Origin of the sequence: Streptomyces sp. Ru71, assembly GCF_002920535.1 — a bacterium.
GTDB lineage: Bacteria > Actinomycetota > Actinomycetes > Streptomycetales > Streptomycetaceae > Streptomyces.
The window spans coordinates 17402-36638 of the sequence record NZ_PQSS01000074.1 but is presented as its reverse complement, the minus strand read 5'-3'; the positions used below and the strand labels follow the sequence as shown (position 1 = coordinate 36638).

17 protein-coding genes and 1 pseudogene are annotated in these 19237 nt (G+C 73.3%); 12 read left to right on the top strand and 6 right to left on the bottom strand.

Annotated features, from left to right (window positions below):
• Positions 1-1113 (top strand): annotated as a pseudogene (locus C3489_RS38860) (hypothetical protein); the annotation flags it as partial.
• Positions 1114-1158: 45 nt separating this feature from the next.
• Here the strand turns inward: C3489_RS38860 and C3489_RS30825 are convergent.
• Complete coding sequence (locus tag C3489_RS30825) at positions 1159-2466, bottom strand: ABC transporter substrate-binding protein (RefSeq protein ID WP_103785386.1); 1308 nt, start codon at positions 2464-2466, stop codon at positions 1159-1161.
• A 118-nt stretch (positions 2467-2584) separates the two neighbouring features.
• On the opposite strand from C3489_RS30825, the gene C3489_RS30820 reads away from it, so the two are divergent.
• Together C3489_RS30820 and purU are read left to right on the top strand one after the other, a co-directional pair.
• Positions 2585-3085 carry a hypothetical protein gene (locus C3489_RS30820; protein WP_103785385.1) on the top strand — a complete coding sequence of 167 codons (501 nt, stop codon included), beginning with the start codon at positions 2585-2587 and terminating at the stop codon, positions 3083-3085.
• Between the two features lie 46 nt (positions 3086-3131).
• Positions 3132-4013, top strand: a complete 882-nt coding sequence (gene purU, locus C3489_RS30815; RefSeq protein ID WP_103785384.1) for a formyltetrahydrofolate deformylase — start codon at positions 3132-3134, stop codon at positions 4011-4013.
• Positions 4014-4201: 188 nt separating this feature from the next.
• On the opposite strand, the gene C3489_RS30810 is transcribed toward purU, so the two are convergent.
• Positions 4202-5659 carry a zf-HC2 domain-containing protein gene (locus C3489_RS30810; RefSeq protein WP_181139913.1) on the bottom strand — a complete coding sequence of 486 codons (1458 nt, stop codon included), beginning with the start codon at positions 5657-5659 and terminating at the stop codon, positions 4202-4204.
• The gene (locus C3489_RS30805; protein WP_103785383.1) at positions 5656-6228 is read right to left on the bottom strand and encodes an RNA polymerase sigma factor; all 573 of its coding nucleotides are present in this window, start codon (positions 6226-6228) and stop codon (positions 5656-5658) included. The genes C3489_RS30810 and C3489_RS30805 overlap by 4 nt, the downstream gene beginning before the upstream one ends.
• 321 nt (positions 6229-6549) lie before the next feature.
• Here C3489_RS30805 and C3489_RS30800 point away from each other — a divergent pair, with 321 nt between their 5' ends.
• Together C3489_RS30800 and C3489_RS30795 are read left to right on the top strand one after the other, a co-directional pair.
• The gene (locus C3489_RS30800) at positions 6550-6930 is read left to right on the top strand and encodes an STAS domain-containing protein (RefSeq protein ID WP_103785382.1); all 381 of its coding nucleotides are present in this window, start codon (positions 6550-6552) and stop codon (positions 6928-6930) included.
• Positions 6931-7109: 179 nt separating this feature from the next.
• Positions 7110-7634, top strand: a complete 525-nt coding sequence (locus C3489_RS30795) for an EF-hand domain-containing protein (RefSeq protein ID WP_103785381.1) — start codon at positions 7110-7112, stop codon at positions 7632-7634.
• Here C3489_RS30795 and C3489_RS30790 read toward each other — a convergent pair.
• Entirely contained in the window at positions 7595-9121 is a 1527-nt protein-coding gene (locus C3489_RS30790) for a class I adenylate-forming enzyme family protein (RefSeq protein WP_103785380.1), read from the bottom strand. The genes C3489_RS30795 and C3489_RS30790 overlap by 40 nt on opposite strands.
• An 85-nt stretch (positions 9122-9206) precedes the next feature.
• Here C3489_RS30790 and C3489_RS30785 point away from each other — a divergent pair, with 85 nt between their 5' ends.
• The 4 genes from C3489_RS30785 (at position 9207) to C3489_RS30770 (ending at position 13318) form a co-directional block, all read left to right on the top strand.
• Positions 9207-10400, top strand: a complete 1194-nt coding sequence (locus tag C3489_RS30785) for an amidohydrolase family protein (RefSeq protein ID WP_103785379.1) — start codon at positions 9207-9209, stop codon at positions 10398-10400.
• Positions 10400-11533, top strand: a complete 1134-nt coding sequence (locus tag C3489_RS30780; protein WP_103785378.1) for an acyl-CoA dehydrogenase family protein — start codon at positions 10400-10402, stop codon at positions 11531-11533. The genes C3489_RS30785 and C3489_RS30780 overlap by 1 nt, the downstream gene beginning before the upstream one ends.
• A gap of 2 nt (positions 11534-11535) precedes the next feature.
• Positions 11536-12429, top strand: coding sequence for an acyl-CoA dehydrogenase family protein (locus tag C3489_RS30775; RefSeq protein WP_103785390.1), 894 nt, complete (start codon positions 11536-11538; stop codon positions 12427-12429).
• A 427-nt stretch (positions 12430-12856) separates the two neighbouring features.
• On the top strand, positions 12857-13318 hold the full coding sequence (locus C3489_RS30770) for an ATP-binding protein (RefSeq protein WP_181139915.1): 462 nt from the start codon (positions 12857-12859) through the stop codon (positions 13316-13318).
• Positions 13319-13750: 432 nt separating this feature from the next.
• Here C3489_RS30770 and C3489_RS30765 read toward each other — a convergent pair whose 3' ends face one another.
• A complete protein-coding gene (locus C3489_RS30765; RefSeq protein WP_103785376.1) occupies positions 13751-14677 on the bottom strand; it encodes a cyclase family protein in 927 nt (308 codons plus the stop codon).
• Positions 14678-14763: 86 nt separating this feature from the next.
• Between C3489_RS30765 and C3489_RS30760 the strand changes: the two genes are divergently transcribed.
• Both C3489_RS30760 and C3489_RS30755 read left to right on the top strand, forming a co-directional pair.
• Positions 14764-15693, top strand: coding sequence for an SDR family NAD(P)-dependent oxidoreductase (locus C3489_RS30760; RefSeq protein WP_103785375.1), 930 nt, complete (start codon positions 14764-14766; stop codon positions 15691-15693).
• 87 nt (positions 15694-15780) lie between these two features.
• Positions 15781-16830, top strand: coding sequence for a Zn-dependent alcohol dehydrogenase (locus C3489_RS30755; protein WP_103785374.1), 1050 nt, complete (start codon positions 15781-15783; stop codon positions 16828-16830).
• Here the strand turns inward: C3489_RS30755 and C3489_RS30750 are convergent.
• The gene (locus C3489_RS30750; RefSeq protein WP_103785373.1) at positions 16820-17857 is read right to left on the bottom strand and encodes a GlxA family transcriptional regulator; all 1038 of its coding nucleotides are present in this window, start codon (positions 17855-17857) and stop codon (positions 16820-16822) included. The two genes, C3489_RS30755 and C3489_RS30750, sit on opposite strands and share 11 nt — an antisense overlap.
• A 71-nt stretch (positions 17858-17928) precedes the next feature.
• On the opposite strand from C3489_RS30750, the gene C3489_RS30745 reads away from it, so the two are divergent.
• On the top strand, positions 17929-19236 hold the full coding sequence (locus C3489_RS30745; RefSeq protein WP_103785372.1) for an MFS transporter: 1308 nt from the start codon (positions 17929-17931) through the stop codon (positions 19234-19236).
• Position 19237 lies beyond the last annotated feature (1 nt).

The window sequence follows — 19237 nt, the reverse complement described above, 5'->3', positions numbered from 1 at the left end:
AGTACCTGCCCCCGGTGGCCGCGGGCGGCGGTGCCGGGGACGCGGCGACGCAGTACAGTCCCGCCCGTCGCCGGGCCCGGCGGCGGTGACGAGGCGGCGACCCGCTACATCCCGCCCGTCGGCCCGGGCGCGCTGCCGCCCGAGGCGTCCTCGGCGGAGGCCACCCAGTTCCTCGGCCGCGCCCAGCGGCAGCCCGGCGCCGGAGCGTTCCCGCCCGCCGCCGACCCCGACGCGCAGGCCACGCAGTACATCCCGCCGGTCGCGGCGCAGCCCGGCGGGCAGCCGCCGGCGGAGTTCGCGGGCCTGTTCCGCGACGAGCCGACCGGTGGCCCGGGGGCGGGCACCCAGCAGATGCCCCACCTCGGCCAGGACCTTCCCGGCGCCCCGCAGCCCGGGTACGTGCCGCCGTCCGGCGGCCGGCGCGGCGTGCGCGAGGACGACGGCGGTGACGGCCGGGGCGGCGGGCGCCGCACCGGTTCGCGCCTGCCGCTGTTCGCCGCGATCGGCGTCGCCATCGCCGTCGTGGGCATCGGCGCGGGCGCCCTGCTCGGCTCCACCGGCTCCGACGACGGCAAGGACGGCGCCCCGGCGAACGCCGCCGCGACGGCGCCGCCCACGACCGCCGGCTCCGCCTCCGCCCAGCCGTCCGCCGACCCGGCCAGGGAGCAGGCGGTGGCCCTCGACAAGCTGCTCGCCGACAGCGGCAGCAGCCGCGCCTCGGTGATCGCGGCGGTCGCCGACGTCAAGGGCTGCCGCAACCTGGGCCCGGCGGCGCAGAACCTGCGGGCCGCGGCCCAGCAGCGCACCGGCCTGGTCACGCAGCTGGCCGCGCTGCCGGTGGACAGGCTGGCGAACCACGACGCGCTGACCGGAGCCCTCAAGAGCGCCTGGCAGGCGTCCGCGTCGGCCGACAACCACTACGCGGCCTGGGCCGACCAGGTCGCCGGCAACAAGAAGCTGTGCCGCAAGGGCAAGGCCGTCGGCACCCCGCAGGCGCAGGCCGGCAACCGGGCGAGCGGCATCGCCAGCCAGCAGAAGACCAAGGCCGCCAAGCTGTGGAACGCGATCGCCCAGCAGTACGGGCTCACCCAGCGCCAGGCCGGCCAGCTGTGAGCCGCACCCGGGAGCGCCGGCCCCTCGGGGCCGGTTCCCGGGGTGTCAGTTCAGGTCGGCGTTCTTCAGGGTCTGCGTCACGTCGATGAAGCCCTTGCGGGCCGCGACCAGCCGGCCGTCGCGGACGACCTGCAGGGTGACGTCGGTGTTGACCAGGCGCGGGAACCCGACCGCGGCGAGCTTGCCCTCGAACTCCCAGCGCAGCGGCGGGGTGAGCCCGCCGGTGCTGACCGACACGCCGTCGTCGAGGGCGTGCCGGACGCCGGCCGCGGTCACCTCGCCGTCGCCGAGCGACTCCACGATCTTGCGGAACACGGTGTAGGCGATCCACGTCGTCTGCACCCCCGCGTCGGCCGGGTCGATGCGGTTGTCGGTGAAGGCCTGCTGGCTGATCACCTGCTTCATCCCGTCCCAGCGGGGATCGGTCGACACCGGGTACCAGCCGGTGATGTACGACCCCTCGTACGGCCCGGACTGCCCGCCGGAGGCGTCCACGGCGGTCTGGTCGACGCTGCCCATCACGGTGGCCGCGCCCACCGCGGGGAAGCCGTCCCGGGCGCGGCGGAAGGAGTCCATGAAGGTGCCGGTGCGGTCGCCGAGGGCCGGCACCACGCACCCCTTCCGCCCGGAGTCCCGGGCGGCGTGCTCCAGCGCCTGCCGCGTCGGCGTCTCGTACTCGGTGGCGTCCTCCTCGGCCAGCAGATCACTGGCGTCGGGGTGGGCGCCCGCCTTCAGCCCGGCGTCGAGCAGCGGGGGCAGTTCGTCGCCGGCGATGGTGTCGGGGCGGACCAGGGCCACGCGGCCGCAGCGCTCGGCGAGTTCCCGGCCGAGGCCGGCGAGCAGCACCGGCTGGCCGCCGTTGACCGGGTAGGACAGCGGGCTGGTGAACTCGGCGGTGGTGACGCCGTAGCCGCCGATGTAGGGGATGCCGGCGCTCTCCAGCGGCGGGAAGTAGGAGTCGGAGTACTGGCTGTACGATCCGACGACCGCGACGGCGTGCTCGTCGACGGCCCGCCGCGCGCACTGGGCGGCGCCGACGCTGTCGTTGTGCTCGTTGCAGGTCAGGACCTTCAGCGTGCGGCCGTTGATACCGCCGTGGGCGTTGATCCAGCGGGCGTAGGCCTGGGCGAAGGCGGGCATGCCGGGCTTGTTGGTGGCGGTGGTGTCGATCGGTGCCCAGGTCATGACGGTGACGGGATCGTCCCCGGAGCCCCCCGTGGCACCGGGGATGATCCCGCAGCCGGCGGCCAGCGACGCACACGCCACCGTGGCCGCCGCCGCTTTGGCGGCTCTGGTGAAAGGCCGGGTGGTTCTGGGGAGGACGGTGCTGTGCGTGCGTCGCCTGCCGGTCATGGACACGCACGATTCCGCCACATCACTAACCGGGGAGTGACCCATGGTCAACGGGCGGTGACGTCCAGGTGAATTGCGGGGGCCCGGGAGGCCCGTCCGAAAAGGGAACGTACGATCGATGACCGTGCAAGGTTCGGAGAACTCTTCCCGTCGCGGCCGCCGCTCCTCCACCATGGGCGGCATGCCACTGAACGACATGCCGTGGTGGCGCTGGCGCAGCAATGTGCGCTCCGCGCTGCACATGCTCTCCGACCCGGTCTTCCAGCGGGACGTCTGGCTGTCCGGCACGGACGGGTACGGCGACGTCACCGACGCCGTGTACCGCCTGGTCGAGGACACCTGGCTGGACCACTGGTCCGCCGAGAAGTACGTCGGCACGATCTTCCGTGACTCGCAGGAGGCGGCGCTCGTCGACACCGCGGTGCTGCGGGTGCTGCGGATCATGCACCAGGTCGGCCCGGACGCCCCGGTCGCCGCGTACCTGGAGCACGCCGACTGGCCGGAGGCGGTGCGGGCGGCGCGGGACGCGCACATACGCCTCGCGGCGAGCGACGGCGACGACCCCGACGCGCCGCCGCGGACCCTGGAGACACTGCGGATCATGACCAGGTCCGTGTGACGGACGGCGCCCCCTGTCCCGGCCCGGATGTGGGACCCTGTCCTGCATGAACGAGCAGTCCCCCCGAGCCGCGGCCCCGGCCGACCAGTACGTCCTCACCCTCTCCTGCCCGGACAAGCAGGGCATCGTGCACGCGGTGTCCAGCTACCTGTTCATGACCGGTTGCAACATCGAGGACAGCCAGCAGTTCGGCGACCACGACACGGGACTGTTCTTCATGCGCGTCCACTTCTCGGCGGAGGCGCCGGTGACCGTGGACAAGCTGCGCGCGAGCTTCGCGGCGATCGGTGACTCCTTCCACATGGACTGGCAGATCAACCGGGCCGACGAGAAGATGCGCATCATCCTGATGGTCAGCAGGTTCGGGCACTGCCTGAACGACCTGCTCTTCCGGGCCCGGATCGGCGCGCTGCCGGTGGAGATCGCGGCGGTGGTCTCCAACCACACGGATTTCGCCGAGCTGGTGGGCTCCTACAACATCCCCTTCCACCACATCCCGGTGACGAAGGAAACCAAGGCGGAGGCCGAGGCGCGGCTGCTGGAGATCGTCCACGAGGAGAAGGTGGAGCTGGTCGTCCTCGCCCGCTATATGCAGGTGCTCTCCGACGACCTGTGCAAGCAGCTCTCGGGGCGGATCATCAACATCCACCACTCCTTCCTGCCGAGCTTCAAGGGCGCCAAGCCGTACCACCAGGCGCACGCGCGCGGGGTGAAGCTGATCGGGGCCACGGCGCACTATGTGACGGCCGACCTGGACGAGGGGCCGATCATCGAGCAGGAGGTCGAGCGGGTCGGCCACGACGTCACGCCGGACCAGCTGGTGGCGATCGGGCGGGACGTGGAGTGCCAGGCGCTGGCGCGGGCCGTGAAGTGGCATGCCGAGCGCAGGATCCTGCTGAACGGCCGCCGCACGGTGGTCTTCGCCTGAGCAGCGGGGCGGTTCTGCCTTCGGGCGGCTGCGGGTAGTTCGTGACCGATCGCGCCCACGCGGCGGAGCCGCACATTGAAACGGCCCCGCGCCCCTGGGCCGGCAGGGCAGCAGCCCACCAAGGGGCGCGGGGAACTGCGCGACCAGCCACCCACGACCAGCACCCGCCGACGAACGGGCACCCACCCCTACATCCGGCTCAACGCGGCCACAGCCAACAGCACATCCCGAATGGCCTCCCGGTCGCCCACCTGCCCAGCCGCAGCCTCCGCAGGAGACACGTGGCCCGCCGCCAGCTGGCAGAACTCCACGTCGTCCAGGGCGACATGGGCCACCTCGTGCTCCGCGGAGCCCACCGCCGCCGGTGAGTCCAGCGGGATCAGCCACTCGCCGCCGCCCGAGCCCTCGATCTCCAGGCGCAGGCTGCGGCCCGGCTCCCCGGCCGCGACGAGATGGCGTACGGCGCCGGGTGCGGCCAGACCGGCCTGCCGGCGCGCGGCCAGGGCTCGGGGCAGCATCCGTGCCGCCAGGTCGATCATGCTGTTCAGATGCCGGGCGGCGGGCGGGTCGTAGGGGTAGTCCACCGCGTCGGCGATGTCGCCGGCGTGCACCCAGCACTCGAAGGCGCGGTCCAGCATGGCGTCCCGCAGCGGGAGTTCGACCTGCCCGTAGGGGACGGTGAGCAGGCCGGCCGTGCTGCCGGTGAACGACACCGTGCGCACCAGCTCGTGGCTCTGCTCCCGCCACGGCCCGCGTACCGAGCGGGTGGGCGGGAAGTGCGAGGCCCGCCAGTACGCCTCGGTGCGTCCGGCCGGGGTCGGGGCCTCGGTGGGCACGTCGGCGAGCGGGTCGTCGAGGCCGAGCGCGACCGCGACCAGGCCGTCGACGGCCAGCAGATGCGCGATCACCCCGGCGACGGTCGTACGGCGGCTGGTGGCGGCGTCGGCCTCGAACCAGCGCAGCCGCACGGGCGCGTGCCACTCGGCGTCCCCGAAGTCCTGCAGCAGGGCGTCCAGGCGGGCGGTCTCGGCGTCGTACGCGGTCGCCCACTCGGGTACCGGGATGCGCGGCGGACGCCGGTCCAGGCAGCCCTGCAGGACGCGGGTGCGCAGGCCGGGGTCGAGGTCGAGGCTCTCCGGGCGCTGCAGCAGGCCGACGGCCTCCCGCAGCCGGCGTGCCTCGACGGCGCAGGCACCGCAGTCGCCCAGGTGTTCCTCGACGGCCGCGGTCTCCTCGGGCGAGCAGGCGGCCAGCGCCCACGCCCCGAGCAGCGACTTCAGCACGGGGTGCGGCAGCACGGGCGGCACGAGGGCCGGCGGCGGATCGGGCAACGGCACCCCACTGTCCTCGACAGAAACCCGCGGCAACGGTATCCGTGCCGCCTTCCCACCCTCGGCGCCCGGCCCACCAGCCTCCCCGGGACCACCGGGACCGGACCCCCGGGCGCCGTCGGACGGCCCCGCCTGCCCGGCCCCGTCTCCGGCGTCCGGCCCGTGGGCATCCCCGCACGCCCCCGGCCACGGTTCGGCGTCCCCGGCCGGGGCGGTGCCGGCAGCGTCCCCGTTCGGGGCGCAGGGCTCCTGGCCGTCCTGGTTCTCCCGGTCGTCCCGGTCGTCGTAGGGGTCGAAGCGGTTCGGCTCGGTCATGCCGCACCCCCGTACTCCGGGGGTGTGCCGACGTCGTGGGCCGTGGAGAGCAGTTGCAGGCCGAGGCGGAGCCGGCGGCGGGCCTCGTCCTCGGTGACGCCGAGGTCGGCCGCGGTCTGGCGGTAGTCGCGGCGCTGGAAGTAGGCCAGCTCCAGGGCGGCGCGCAGCGGGGCGGGCATGGACTGCACGATGTAGTCGGCGCGGGCGGCGACCGAGGCGTGCCGGACCTTGCGCTCCAGTTCCTCGGTGGTGCCGGGTCCGCCCAGGGCGAGCGCCGCGGTCTCGGTGGTGCGCAGCCGCTGCACGGCCAGCCGGTGGGTGAGGGCGGCCACCCAGCTGCGCAGCGGCTCCTTCTTCGGGTCGTAGGTGTCGGGGTGCTCCCAGACGTGGGTGAACACCTCGCGGGTGACTCCGTCGGCGGCCCCCTCGTCGCCGAGCACCCGGTGCGCGAGTCCGTGCACGAGGGAGGCGAAGCGGTCGTAGAGCTCGCCGAGGGCGGCCGCCTCCCCGCGTGCCAGCCGCTGCTGCATCTTGCGGTCCCAGCGGGGCGGTGCGTCCTTCTTCGCCATGCGGCCCCCTCACCTGCCCGTGCCCGTATCAAGCGTGCGCTCACCGACATCTCGAATGTAGTCGGCAGGTCTGACAGCGCACGCCCCTTTATGCCAATGTGCGCCCCCCGCGCAGCCGTGCGTGCTAGGGCCCTTACCCCCGGAACCGCACGAGGAACACCGCCCGGTCCGATCGAACAGTATCGAAATGAGATCGAATCCGACTGAAACAAGCCGATTCTGACAGGAACTCGTTTCCGGCGGGGTGTTTCAGGGAAACGCCGCTGGGCAGCCGCGCTGCAAGGAAGCGTAAGAATTCCTTCCGTTTGGCGAGCGAGGGGCGTGGTGGTGACGTTCGAAGTGACCGACTCGGAGCAGGGCGCATGGGCCGTGCTCCAGGTGTCGGGCGAGCTGGACCTGGTGACGTCGCCCCTGCTGCGGCAGCGGGTGCACGACGTGGTGGCCGAGGGCCGCCACAGCCTCGTCCTCGACCTGTCCCGGGTGCAGTTCTGCGACTCCAGCGGCGTCGGCGTCCTCATCGCCGCCCGCCGCCTGCTGCGCTCGTGCCAGGGCCGGCTGCGGCTGGTCCTGCCCGCGCAGGGTGCGGTGGACGGCTCCCACGTCAACCGGGTGTTCGGGGCGCTCGGCGTGCGCCGTCTGTTCGACGTGCACGCCGACCTCACGGACGCCGTCGGGGAGGAGTCCCGCCCGCTGTCGGCGTGACCCGGCGCCGTCGGATCTGTGAGCCGTTTCACGCCGATTGCCGCCGATTGCCACAGTCTCGTCCCGGAATTCCCCCGGTCCTGGCACAACCGTCGCGGCGCCCCCGCCGCACGGCTGTGCACGTCGTACGCTCGCATGCCGAACGCACCACCCCACGACGTAAGGCGGCCGAAGAGGACATGGTCAGCAGCGAGTACGAGCGTGAGATCGCCGCCCGGTTCGCCACTTTCGACCAGGACGGCAACGGCTGGATCGACCGCGAGGACTTCAGCGTCGCCGCGAAGGCGCTGCTCGCGGAGTTCGGCACGGCGGCCCGTTCCGACCAGGGCCAGGCGCTGTACGCCGGCGCCGAGGCGTTCTGGCAGGGCATGGCCGGCATGGCGGACCGGGACGGCGACCAGCGCATCACCCGCGAGGAGTTCGTCACCTGCGCGGTCAAGCGGCTGCGCGACAACCCCGAGCGGTTCGCGGAGATCGCCCGCCCCTTCCTGCACGCGGCGCTCGCCCTCGCCGACAGCGGCGGCGCGGCCACCGTCGCCGGCACCGCGCGCCTGCTGCGCGCCCTCGGCGTCCCGCAGGGGCGGGCCGAGGCCGCGGCAGCCGCACTCGACACGGACGGCGACGGCAAGGTCGGCGAGACGGAGTGCGTCCAGGCGTTCGCCCGCTACTTCACCGTCCCCGAGCAGCCCGGGGCCGGCGCGTAGCGCTCGCGCAGCTGGTACTTGAGCACCTTCCTCAGCGTCTCCCCGCGCGGAAGGGCGTCCACCACCTCCAGCCGTTCCGGCAGCTTGTGCACGGACAGCCCTTCCGCCCGCAGGAACCTGGTCACCGCCTCCAGGGTGAGCCGCGGCGCGTCCGGCGGCTGCTCCACCACCGCGCACACCAGCTCCCCGCGCTCGGCGTCCGGCAGTCCGATCACGGCCGCGTCGGCGACGGCCGGGTGGGTGTGCAGCAGGTCCTCGATCTCCTTGGCGGAGACGTTCTCCCCCTTGCGAATGATGACGTCCTTGCGGCGCCCGGTGAGCACCAGGTGTCCGCCGTCGGTGAGATGTCCGAGGTCGCCGGTGCGCAGGAAGCCGTCCGTGTCGAAGGCCTCCGCCGTCTGCGCCGGGTCCAGATAGCCCCGGCACACCGCCGGCCCGCGCAGCCGCACCTCGCCGTCCACGACGCGGATCTCCATGCCCGCCGGAGGGCGCCCCTCCGTCGTCGCCAGGTGCTCGGCGGTGTCGTCCGGGTCGCCCATGGTGATCATCGGCACCTCGGTCATCCCGTACCCGTGGGTGAGCTGCACGCCCATCTCGCGGACGACGGCGTGGTAGAGCTGCGGCGGCTTGGGCGCCCCGCCCCCGGCGAGCAGCCGCAGCGTCGGTATCAGCTTCTCGCCCGGCCGCTTGCGCTGTTCGGCGAGGAACATCGAGTAGAACGCCGTCGAGCCGCCGGCCACGGTCACCCCGTGCCGCCGGTAGTCCTCCAGCGCCCCGGGCAGCGCGAACTGCTCGAACAGCACCGCGGGGAAGCCGTAGAGCAGCAGCATCACCGTGTAGTCGGGGCCGCCGATGTGGGCGTAGGGGAAGGCGATCGAGCCGACGTCGCCGGTGCGCGGGCGCAGGGCGTGGGCCAGGCAGGAGCCGCCGGCGATCAGTGAGCGGTCGGTGTGCAGGACGCCCTTGGGGGCGGAGGTGGTGCCCGAGGTCCAGTAGATCCAGCGCACGCGCGTGCCGTCGTCGGGCGGGGCGGGCAGCACCGCCGGATCGCCCTCGGGGAGCGTGTCGTACGCATCGAAGACGCCCTTCGCGCCGAGCCGTCGCGCCATGGCGGTGTGGTCGAAGCCGCGCCACACCCCGGGGACGGCGAAGAACTCCGCCCGCGCCTCGCGCAGCGCGTGGCCGACCTCGCGGTCCCGCAGGAACGGGATGAGCGGGGTCTGCACCGCGCCCAGGCGGGCCAGCGCGAAGGTCAGGACGACGGTCTCGATCCGGGTGGGCAGCTGCCAGGCGACGACCGTGCCGGGGCGCACGCCCATCCCGTGCAGCCCGGCCGCGACCCGCTCGGCACGCGCGTGTAGACCGCCGAAGGTCAGCGAGCGCCCGTCCTGGAGGAAGGCGGGGCGGTCGGGGGAGAGGGCGGCGCGGCGGGCGAGCAGCCGCCACAGCGTGCGGGACGAACTCAACTCGTGCGGGGTGTCGTTCACGGGAGCCCCCTGAACCTTGGCTGACGACTCGTCAGCTGCCAGACTATCTGACGGTTCATCAGAAACGTATGCCCGCGGAGGCCCCATGGCGACCGAACTGCCCCGCATCGTCAGCGTCGACGACCACGTGATCGAGCCCGCGCACCTCTTCGAGACCTGGCTGCCGGCGAAGTACCGCGACCGCGGGCCGAAGCACCTGACCGCCGGCATCGGCGACCTCGCCTACGTCGGCGGCCGCTACCGGATCACCATGGACCCCGACGGGCCGCCCACCGACTGGTGGATCTACGAGGACCTGAAGTTCCCGTACAAGCGCAACATCGCAGCCGTCGGCTTCGACCGCGAGGAGATGACCCTGGAGGGCATCACCCGCGAGCAGATGCGGCCCGGCTGCTGGGACCCGGTGGAGCGGCTGAAGGACATGGACCTCAACCACGTCGAGGCCAGCCTGTGCTTTCCCACCTTCCCGCGCTTTTGCGGCCAGACCTTCGCCGAGGCGCACGACAAGGAGGTCGCCCTGGCCTGCGTGCGCGCCTACAACGACTGGATGGTCGAGGAGTGGTGCGGCGACAGCGGCGGCCGGCTCATCCCGCTGTGCCTGATCCCGCTGTGGGACGTCCGGCTCGCCGTCGCCGAGATCCGGCGCAACGCCGCCCGCGGGGTGCGCGCGGTGACCTTCTCCGAGATCCCCACCCACCTCGGGCTGCCGTCCATCCACTCCGGCTACTGGGACCCGTTCTTCGCCGTCTGCGAGGAGACCGGCACGGTCGTCAACATGCACATCGGCTCCTCCTCCCAGATGCCCGCCGCCTCCCCGGACGCCCCTCCCGCCGTCCAGGCCTCGCTGTCCTTCAACAACGCCATGGCGTCGATGATGGACTTCCTCTTCAGCGGCGTCCTGGTGCGCTTCCCCCGGCTGAAACTCGCCTACTCCGAGGGACAGATGGGCTGGGTGCCCTACGCCCTGGAACGCGCCGACGACGTCTGGGAGGAGCACCGCGCCTGGGGCGGGGTGCGCGAGACGATCCCCGAGCCGCCGTCGACGTACTACTACCGGCAGATCTTCTGCTGCTTCTTCCGCGACAAGCACGGCGTGGCGTCCCTGGACGTGGTGGGCCGCGACAACGCCACCTTCGAGACGGACTACCCGCACGTCGACTCCACCTTCCCGCACACCAAGGAGGTCGCCCTCGACCACGTCCGCGGCCTCGACGAGGAGACGATCCACAAGCTGATGCGCGGCAACGCCATCCGCATGCTCGGACTGGACCTCGACTGATGGACCTCACGTACACCGAGGAGGAGGAGAACTTCCGGGCCCGGCTGCGGGAGTGGCTCGCCAAGGTGCTGCCGGGCCTGCCCGCCAGGCCCTCGACCGACGACTGGCCGGCCCGCCGCGCCCACGACCTCGGCTGGCAGCGGATGCTGTACGACGCCGGGTACGCCGACGTCCACTGGGACGCCTCCCCGACCCTGCGGCTGATCTTCCTGGAGGAGACCGAGAAGGCGGGCGCCCCCTACGTCGGCGCCAACTTCGTCGGACTGCTGCACGCCGGGCCGACCATCGCCGCCGAGGGCACGCCCGAGCAGCGGCGGCGGTGGCTGCCGCCGATCCTGCGCGGCGAGGAGGTCTGGTGCCAGGGCTTCAGCGAACCGGACGCGGGAAGCGACCTCGCCGCGCTGCGCACGCGCGCGTGGCGCGACGGCGACCACTACGTGGTGAGCGGCTCCAAGATCTGGACCTCGCACGCCGAGGTCGCCGACTGGTGCGAACTCCTGGTGCGCACCGACCCCGCCGCCGCACGGCATGCCGGCATCACCTGGCTGGCCATGCCCATGGACGCCCCCGGCATCACCCTACGGCCGCTGCGCACGCTGGCCGGGTCCGCCGAGTTCGCCGAGGTCTTCCTCGACGAGGTCCCGGTGCCGGTCGCCAACCGGGTCGGGGCGGAGAACGACGGCTGGCGGGTCACCATGGTGACGCTGTCCTTCGAACGCGGCACCGCCTTCGCCGGGGAGGTCGTCGCCTGCCGCCGGGTCCTGGCCGAACTCGCCGGGCGGGCACGCCGGAACGGCCGCTGGGACGACCCGCGGACACGCCGTCGCCTGGGCAGGCTGAACGCCGAGTTCCGGGCCCTGTGGCGGCTGACGCAGTGGAACGTCAGCGCCGCGCAGGCCACGGGCGGGGTGCCCGGCGCCACCGGCTCGGTCTTCAAACTGCGCTACTCGCACGCGCGTCAGGAGCTGTACGACACGGCCGCCGACGTCCTCGGCGACGACGCCCTGGACCTGGACGCGCCCTGGGTGGCCGACCGGCTCTCCTCACTGTCGTACACGATCGCGGCCGGTACCTCGCAGATCCAGCGGAACATCGTCGCCGAGCGGGTTCTCGGCCTGCCGAAGGGGCGGTGACCGTGCTCTTCCAACTGACCCCGGAGCAGAAGGCGGTGCGCGACACCGTGCGCGGCGTCCTCGCCCGGCGGCTCGACACGGCGGCGCTGCGCGCGGCGGCCTCCCGCGAGCGGCCCGGGATCGACCGGGCGCTGTGGCGGGAGCTGGGGGAGGCCGGGTTCTTCGCGCTGCGGCTCGCCGAGGCCGACGGCGGCGCCGGGCTCGGGCTGCCCGAGACGGTCCTCGCCTTCGAGGAGGCGGGCCGCGCGCTGCTGCCGGGTCCGCTCCTGGCGACCCATCTCGCGGCCGGGACCGTGCCGGGAGCCGCCGAGGGGACGTGTGTGGTGGCGGCCGTGGACGGCGCGCTGGTGGAGTGGCTGGACGCGGCGGACGTGGTCCGCGGGGACACAGCCGGGGCCGTGCGGGTGCGGTCCGTGGACCCGCTGACCCCGCTGCACCGCGTGCCGGCGCCCGCGGCCGGGTCCGACCCGGTGGCGGTGCTGCTCACGGCGGCCGAACAACTGGGCACCGCCACACGCGCGTGCGAACTTGCCACGCAACACGCCCGGGCGCGGGAGCAGTTCGGCAGGCCCGTCGGCGCCTTCCAGGCCGTGCAGCACCTGTGCGCGGAGCTGCTGGTGCGGGTGGAGGTGGCCCGGGTCGCGGTCTACGCCGCCGCCGTGACCGCCGATCCGGCCGACATCGCGGCGGCCCGGCTGCTCGCCGACGAGGCCGCCGTGCGCGGCGCCCGTGACTGCCTCCAGGTGCACGGCGGCATGGGCTTCACCTGGGAGAGCGAGGTGCATCTGCTGCTGAAACGGGCCTGGGTGCGCGGCCGGCGCGCGGGCGGCACCGCGTGGGCCGAGGAGTTGCTCGCCGCCGATCTCGTGGCGTCGGCGAGCGACCTCGGCGGCTGAGCCAAGGCCAAAGATGTCGCGGAATGTGGCATCCCGGTGTCACGGAGCGTCGATACCGGGTTGTGTCCTCGCAGGGGGTCGTCACGGCCCGGAGTCGACGGGTGGCTCCGGTACCTTGTGTGGGATGCGAGTGGTTCCCGGTACGAGCCATGCCGGTGGTGCCTGTTCGACTCCCCACGACGAGCGTCGCACAGTATGCCGCACGGGTACTCCTTCGCGCTGGAATATGCCCGAAGCGCTTGTTGGGGTGACGGTACGTCAACCAAGCTGTCGTATAAGGGTTTCACGTTCCGTGACCCAGGCTCCGGCCATTGTCCTGGCCATGCAGAAAATGGCTACGATCGTGGCCCTCGTCGTCGTGGTGCTCGCGTGGCGCGCGGCCATGTGTCCGCCGGTTCGGATGGTGTGAGCGGTGCAGGTGCTTCAAGTGCAGCTGGAGATCCGGCCCGACCCCGCGGAGGTGGGGCGAGCCAGAAGGTGGGCCCGCTCGCGGCTCGCCGGTTCGGGGATAGCGGCCGACGAACCCCTCGCCGAGACGCTGATCCTGCTCGTGTCCGAACTCGTCACCAACGCCGTGGTGCACACCGGCCATCCGGCCGTGCTGCGGCTGTCCCTGCCGGGGACCGCCGCCGAGTCGGCCACCGTCCGGCTGGAGGTGGCCGACTCCAGCGACCGCGCGCCCGTGCCGCGCTGTGTGGACGGCGACGCCACCGGCGGGCGCGGCCTGGCCCTGGTGGACGGTCTCGCCGACCGGTGGGGCTGGAGCCGGGAGGACGGCGGCAAGCGCATCTGGTGCGAACTCGACCGGTGCGACGGGTCGCGCGAGTCGGGGGCCGTGTGCGGAGGGCTGCCGGCGCCCTACGAGGGGCTGGCGTTCGAGGCGGTGTGACCGGCGCGGTGAGCTGCGCGTTCCGCGCCACGCACCCTTCCTGCCGTGCCGCCCCGCCCGGCCGTGCGACCCCTTCCCGCTGTGCGACCCGGTTCTGCCGTGTGTCCCCTGGGGAGTCGGTGTGCGCCCTGGGTGTGCTTCCGTGCGCGTCCGCCGCAAAAGGGGCGTAAGTAATATTTCTCTTATCCGGTGTTGACGTCGGGTGTCCGTTTGATCACGCTTGTTGGCAGCGATCCGCCGCGAGGGGACGGCGAGGGCACCGGTGACGGGCGTCCTCGGCGAGTGCGGGTCGTCCGATTCGGCGGTGGTTCCCCCGAGGGGCTCGGGGCGAGGGAGCCGGGGCGGGTGCGCCGGAGTCGGCCGGCGGTGCGCGGTGCCGTGCTCGGGGCGGGCAGCCGCGTGCCGCCGGCCCATGTCCGCGCCCTGACGCGCTCACAGCACCGCCACGGGGGCCACGGGGGTTCCGGTCGCGCCGACGAAGGGCTCGGGCATCGCCGCCAGCAGGAAGCTGTACCGCCCCTGTTGTCCACAGGCTGTGGACAACTCCTCCAGATTCCAGTTCTGTCCCTGCGGCATCCCCATCTCCACCAGGTCCAGCGCGTGCACGGCGAGCCACAGGTCCTCGATCTCCGGCGGGAAGATCTCGAAGGTCAGCGTGTCGTTGGCGACCGCGGCCACATCACGTGCGTGGAACCACTCCGGGGTGCGCACCGACATGCCCGGTGACGGGTAGCCGTACGCCTCCCGGTCGCCCGCGAGGTAGAGCCGTATCTGCCCGGTCCGTACGAGCACCACGTCCCCGGCGCGCACCCGGGTGCCCGCCAGCTCCTCGGCCGCCTCCAGGTCCTCCGGTGTGACGGCGTGGCCGCCCGGCAGCCGCTCGACGCCCCGCGCGCGGGCCACGTCCAGCAGCACCCCGCGCGAGACGACCGGCGGCGCCTTGTCGATCCCGGCGAACCCCGCCCCGCCGTGCGCGGTCACGGAGTTCGCGGGGCGGCCGTTGTACAGCCGTCCGGAGTGCGAGACATGGGTGAGCGCGTCCCAGTGGGTGCCGCACTGCAGGCCCATCGTCACCGCGTCGTCGCTGCACGCGACCGTGCCGGGGCCGAAGATCTCCTGGTTGATCTGCACCATCACATGCAGAGGGTTGACCCGCCCCGGGATCACCCCCGTCTGCACCCCGTCCTGCCTGAGCGGCAGCGCGAGCGGGACGCGCAGCCCCGCGCGCACCTCGGCCGCCGCCGCGCGCACGACCTCGGGGGTGATGAGGTTGAGGGTGCCGCGCTCGTCGTCGGGTCCCCAGCGGCCCCAGTTGTTCACGCGCTCGGCGATCTCGTGGAACTCCTTCGGCAGTGTCACCTCGGTCCTCCCCAGGGGTTGTCCCCGCCAGCCTGACGGGTCATAAAATCTAACGGTCCGTCAGAAACTGCGGGAAGGGGCCGGGCGTGGGGAACTTCGGGGCAGGCGGGAGCTTCTTGGCGGGCAAGGTCGTCGCCGTCACCGGCGCCGGACGCGGCATCGGGCGGGCGGTGGCGCTGGCGGCGGCCGCGGAGGGGGCGCGGGTCGTCGTCAACGACTACGGCGTCTCGGTCGACGGCGCCTCACCGAGCAGCGAGGTCGCCGAGGCCGTCGTCAAGGAGATCGAGGCCGCGGGCGGGGAGGCCGTCGCCGTCGCCGACGACGTCTCCACCATGGCGGGCGGGCAGCGCGTGGTCGACACGGCGCTGTCGGCGTACGGGCGTCTGGACGGCGCCGTGTGCGTGGCCGGCATCCTGCGCGAGCGGATGCTGTTCAACATGGCCGAGGAGGAGTGGGACCCGGTCCTCGCCACGCATCTCAAGGGCACCTTCACCGTCTTCCGTGCCGCCTCCGCCGTGATGCGCGCCCAGCGCTCGGGCACGCTCATCGGCTTCACCAGCGGCAACCACCAGGGCTCGGTCTCCCAGGCCAACTACAGCGCCGCCAAGGGCGGGATCATCTCCCTGGTGCGCAGCGCGGCGCTCGGGCTGCACAAGTACGGGGTGACCGCGAACGCCGTGGCGCCGGTGGCCCGGACCCGGATGTCGGCGAACGTGCCGACGGAGCTGGCGGAGATCGGCACGCCCGAGGACGTGGCCGCGTTCGTGGTCTACCTGCTCTCCGAGCAGGCCGCGCGGCAGGGCGTCACCGGGCAGGTGTACACGGTCGCCGGACCGAAGATCGCCGTCTGGGCCCAGCCGCGCGAACTGCGGGCCGCGTACGCGGACGGCTCCTGGACCCCGCAGCGGATCGCCGAGGCCTTGCCGGGGACGGTCGGGGTGGACCCGATGCCCCTGCTGGAGGCGGTGACGGCGATGGAGCGTGCGGCCCGGCGGGGAGACCGGCCGAACGCCTAGTGCGGCGTACGGAGAGGCAGGGCACGACCGGGGCCGGGCGTCTGCTCGCCCCGCCGGGACGACCCGACGGCGGAAGGGGACCGTGCGATGCGCGGCGTGGTGTTCGACGGCAAGCGGACCGAGGTCGTGGACGATCTGCGGGTGCGGGACGCGGGGCCGGGCGAGGTGCTGGTGGCGATCGCGGCGGCGGGGCTGTGCCACAGCGACCTGTCCGTGGTGGACGGCACGATCCCGTTCCCGGCTCCGGTGGTCCTCGGCCACGAGGGCGCCGGGGTGGTGGAGGCGGTCGGCGCGGGCGTCACCCATGTGCGGCCCGGTGACCACGTGGCCCTGTCCACGCTGGCCAACTGCGGGACGTGCGCGCAGTGCGACCGGGGCCGGCCGACGATGTGCCGCAGCTCGATCGGCCGGCCCGCGCGGCCGTTCACCCGGGGCGGCACGCCGGTCCACCAGTTCGCGGCCGAGTCCGCCTTCGCCGAACGCACCGTCGTACGCGCCGTGCAGGCCGTGCGGATACCGGAGGACCTCCCGCTGACGTCCGCGGCGCTGATCGGCTGCGGGGTGCTCACCGGGGTCGGCGCCGTCCTCAACCGGGCGCGGGTGGGCCTCGGCGAGAGCGTGCTGGTGATCGGCGCGGGCGGCGTCGGCCTCAACGTGCTGCAGGGCGCGCGGATCGCGGGCGCCGCGCCGATCGTGGCGGTGGACGCCAACCCGGCCAAGGAGGAGACGGCCCGGCGGTTCGGCGCGACGGACTTCCTCACCTCGGTGGACGCGGTGCGCGACCTGCTGCCCGGCGGAGTGGACCACGCCTTCGAGTGCGTCGGACGCGTCGAGCTGATCCGGCAGGCCGTCGACCTGCTCGACCGGCGCGGCCAGGCCGTCCTGCTGGGCGTGCCGCCCGCGCACGCCGAGGCGACCTTGAAGGTCTCCTCCCTCTTCCTCGACAAGTCCGTCCTCGGCTGCCGCTACGGCTCCTCCCGCCCGCAGCACGACATAGCGCTGTACGCCCGGCTCTACCGGGAGGGCCGGCTGCTCCTCGACGAACTCGTCACCCGCACCTACCCGGTGGAGGACTTCGACAAGGCGGTCCAGGACATGACGACGGGCCGGGTGGCCCGGGCGGTCCTCACCTTCTGACGGCGGCGTGGGGGAGCGCGGACCCCTCCCGGTCGGCGGGGGCGGCCGCGCGGAAGGTGCGCCGGTACGCGGTCGGGGTGACGCCGAGCGCCGCCTGCAGGTGCTGCCGCATCGACTGGGCCGTGCCGAAGCCGGCGTCCCGGGCGACCTGGTCGACGGAGAGGTCGGTGGACTCCAGCAGGTGCCGGGCGCGTTCCACGCGCTGCTGGGTGAGCCACTGGCCGGGGCTGACGCCGGTCTCCTCGCGGAAGCGGCGGGTGAAGGTGCGGACCGACATCGACTCCTGCGCGGCCATGTCCCGCAGCTGGATCGGCTCGTGCAGCCGCCCCAGCGCCCAGGCCCGCGCCGCGGTGGTGGTGGCCTGCTGCGGGTCGGGCACCGGCCGCTCGATGTACTGCGCCTGCCCGCCGTGGCGGTGCGGCGGCACGACCGTCCGGCGGGCCACGTCGTTGGCGACGGCCGTGCCGTGGTCGCGGCGCACCATGTGCAGGCACAGGTCGATCCCGGCGGCCACCCCCGCCGAGGTGAGGACGTCGCCGTCGTCGATGAACAGCACGTCCGCGTCCACCTTGATCTGCGGGAACAGCCGCTGGAAGTGCTCGGCGTCGGCCCAGTGCGTGGTCGCCGGGCGGCCGTCCAGAAATCCGGCGGCGGCCAGCACGTACACGCCGGTGCAGATGGACGCGAGCCGGGTGCCGGGGCGGATCAGGGCCAGCGCGGCGGCCAGTTCGTCGGTGAGCACGCCCTGCGTGTACAGGGGGCCCAGCTCGTAGGACGCCGGGACGATCACCGTGTCGGCCCGCGCGAGCGCCTCCGGGCCGTTGGGGACGTGCACGCTGAAGTCGGCGTCCGTCTCCACCGGCCCCGGCGGGCGCACCGAGCAGGTCACCACCTCGTACAGGTGCCGTCCCTCGGCGTCCTTCGGGCGGCCGAAGATGCGGTGCGGGATGCCCAGCTCGAACGGGAGCAGCCCGTCCAGGGCGAGGACGACGACGCGGTGCGGGCGGAAGCCGTCGGCAGAGTCCATGGCCCGATCCTAGCGAATGCTGTCCTCCGGGCCACTCGATCGGCGGGCGCGCATCCCCGAAGATCCAGTACGTGACGCAGACGACCGAAGCCACCGCCGCCGCACAGGAGCCCACCCGCCCGCCCGCCCGTATCCACCGCGCCTGGCTCGTCGCCGCGGTCACCTTCGTGACGATCGTCGGCGCGGCCGCCTTCCGTTCCCTGCCGGGACTGCTGATCGACCCGCTGCACCAGGAGTTCGGCTGGTCGCGCGGCACGATCGGCGCCGCCGTCTCACTCAACCTGGCCCTCTACGGCCTCACCGCCCCCTTCGCCGCCGCGCTGATGGACCGCTTCGGCATCCGCCGCGTGGTCGCCGTCGCTCTGATCCTGATCGCGCTCGGCGCCGGCCTGACGGTGTGGATGACGCAGGCCTGGCAGCTGTGGCTGTGCTGGGGCCTGCTGGTCGGCCTCGGCTCCGGCTCGATGGCCCTGGCGTTCGCCGCGACCGTCACCAACCGCTGGTTCACCGAGCGGCGCGGCCTGGTCAGCGGCATCCTCACGGCCGGCTCCGCCTCCGGGCAGCTGATCTTCCTGCCGCTGCTGTCGTGGATGCTGGAGCGCAACCACGACTGGCGGCCCTCCGCCGTCACGGTGGCCCTGGCCGCGCTCGCCGTCGTCCCGTTCGTCTGGCTGCTGCTGCGCGACCACCCGGCCGACGTCGGCCAGCGGCCCTACGGCGCGCAGGAGTTCGTGCCCAAGCCCGCCCCGGTGACGGGCGCGGCCCGCCGCGCGCTGACCGTGCTGTTCTCGGCCGTGCGCACCGGGCCGTTCTGGCTGCTGGCCGGCACCTTCGCGATCTGCGGCGCCTCCACCAACGGCCTGATCCAGACCCACTTCGTGCCCGCCGCCCACGACCACGGCATGCCGGTGACGGCGGCCGCCTCGCTGCTCGCGGTGATCGGCGTGTTCGACGTCGTCGGCACGATCGCCTCCGGCTGGTTCACCGACCGCTTCGAGCCGCGCCGTCTGCTCGCCGTCTACTACGCCCTGCGCGGGGTCTCGCTGCTGTTCCTGCCCATGCTGCTGGCGCCGAACGTGCACCCGCCGATGATCTTCTTCATCGTCTTCTACGGCCTCGACTGGGTCGCCACCGTCCCGCCCACCCTGGCCCTGTGCCGTGAGCAGTACGGCGAGGACAGCGCCATCGTCTTCGGCTGGGTGCTCGCCTCCCACCAGGTCGGCGCTGCCGCGGTGGCCTGGCTCGGCGGCTTCGCGCGTGACGTCTTCGGCACCTACGACATGGTCTGGTACGCCTCGGGCGCGCTGTGCGCGGCGGCGGCCCTGATGGCCCTGGTGATCCGGCGCCGCCCGCAGCCGGTCGCCCTGGCCACCGTGTGAG

Excerpts from the sequence above, each read along its gene's own strand:
- C3489_RS30825 (WP_103785386.1), bottom strand. The coding sequence starts at position 2,466 with ATGACCGGCAGGCGACGCACGCACAGCACCGTCCTCCCCAGAACCACC.
- C3489_RS30820 (WP_103785385.1), top strand. The coding sequence starts at position 2,585 with ATGACCGTGCAAGGTTCGGAGAACTCTTCCCGTCGCGGCCGCCGCTCC.
- purU (WP_103785384.1), top strand. The coding sequence starts at position 3,132 with ATGAACGAGCAGTCCCCCCGAGCCGCGGCCCCGGCCGACCAGTACGTC.
- C3489_RS30810 (WP_181139913.1), bottom strand. The coding sequence starts at position 5,659 with ATGACCGAGCCGAACCGCTTCGACCCCTACGACGACCGGGACGACCGG.
- C3489_RS30805 (WP_103785383.1), bottom strand. The coding sequence starts at position 6,228 with ATGGCGAAGAAGGACGCACCGCCCCGCTGGGACCGCAAGATGCAGCAG.
- C3489_RS30795 (WP_103785381.1), top strand. The coding sequence starts at position 7,110 with ATGGTCAGCAGCGAGTACGAGCGTGAGATCGCCGCCCGGTTCGCCACT.
- C3489_RS30785 (WP_103785379.1), top strand. The coding sequence starts at position 9,207 with ATGGCGACCGAACTGCCCCGCATCGTCAGCGTCGACGACCACGTGATC.
- C3489_RS30780 (WP_103785378.1), top strand. The coding sequence starts at position 10,400 with ATGGACCTCACGTACACCGAGGAGGAGGAGAACTTCCGGGCCCGGCTG.
- C3489_RS30755 (WP_103785374.1), top strand. The coding sequence starts at position 15,781 with ATGCGCGGCGTGGTGTTCGACGGCAAGCGGACCGAGGTCGTGGACGAT.
- C3489_RS30750 (WP_103785373.1), bottom strand. The coding sequence starts at position 17,857 with ATGGACTCTGCCGACGGCTTCCGCCCGCACCGCGTCGTCGTCCTCGCC.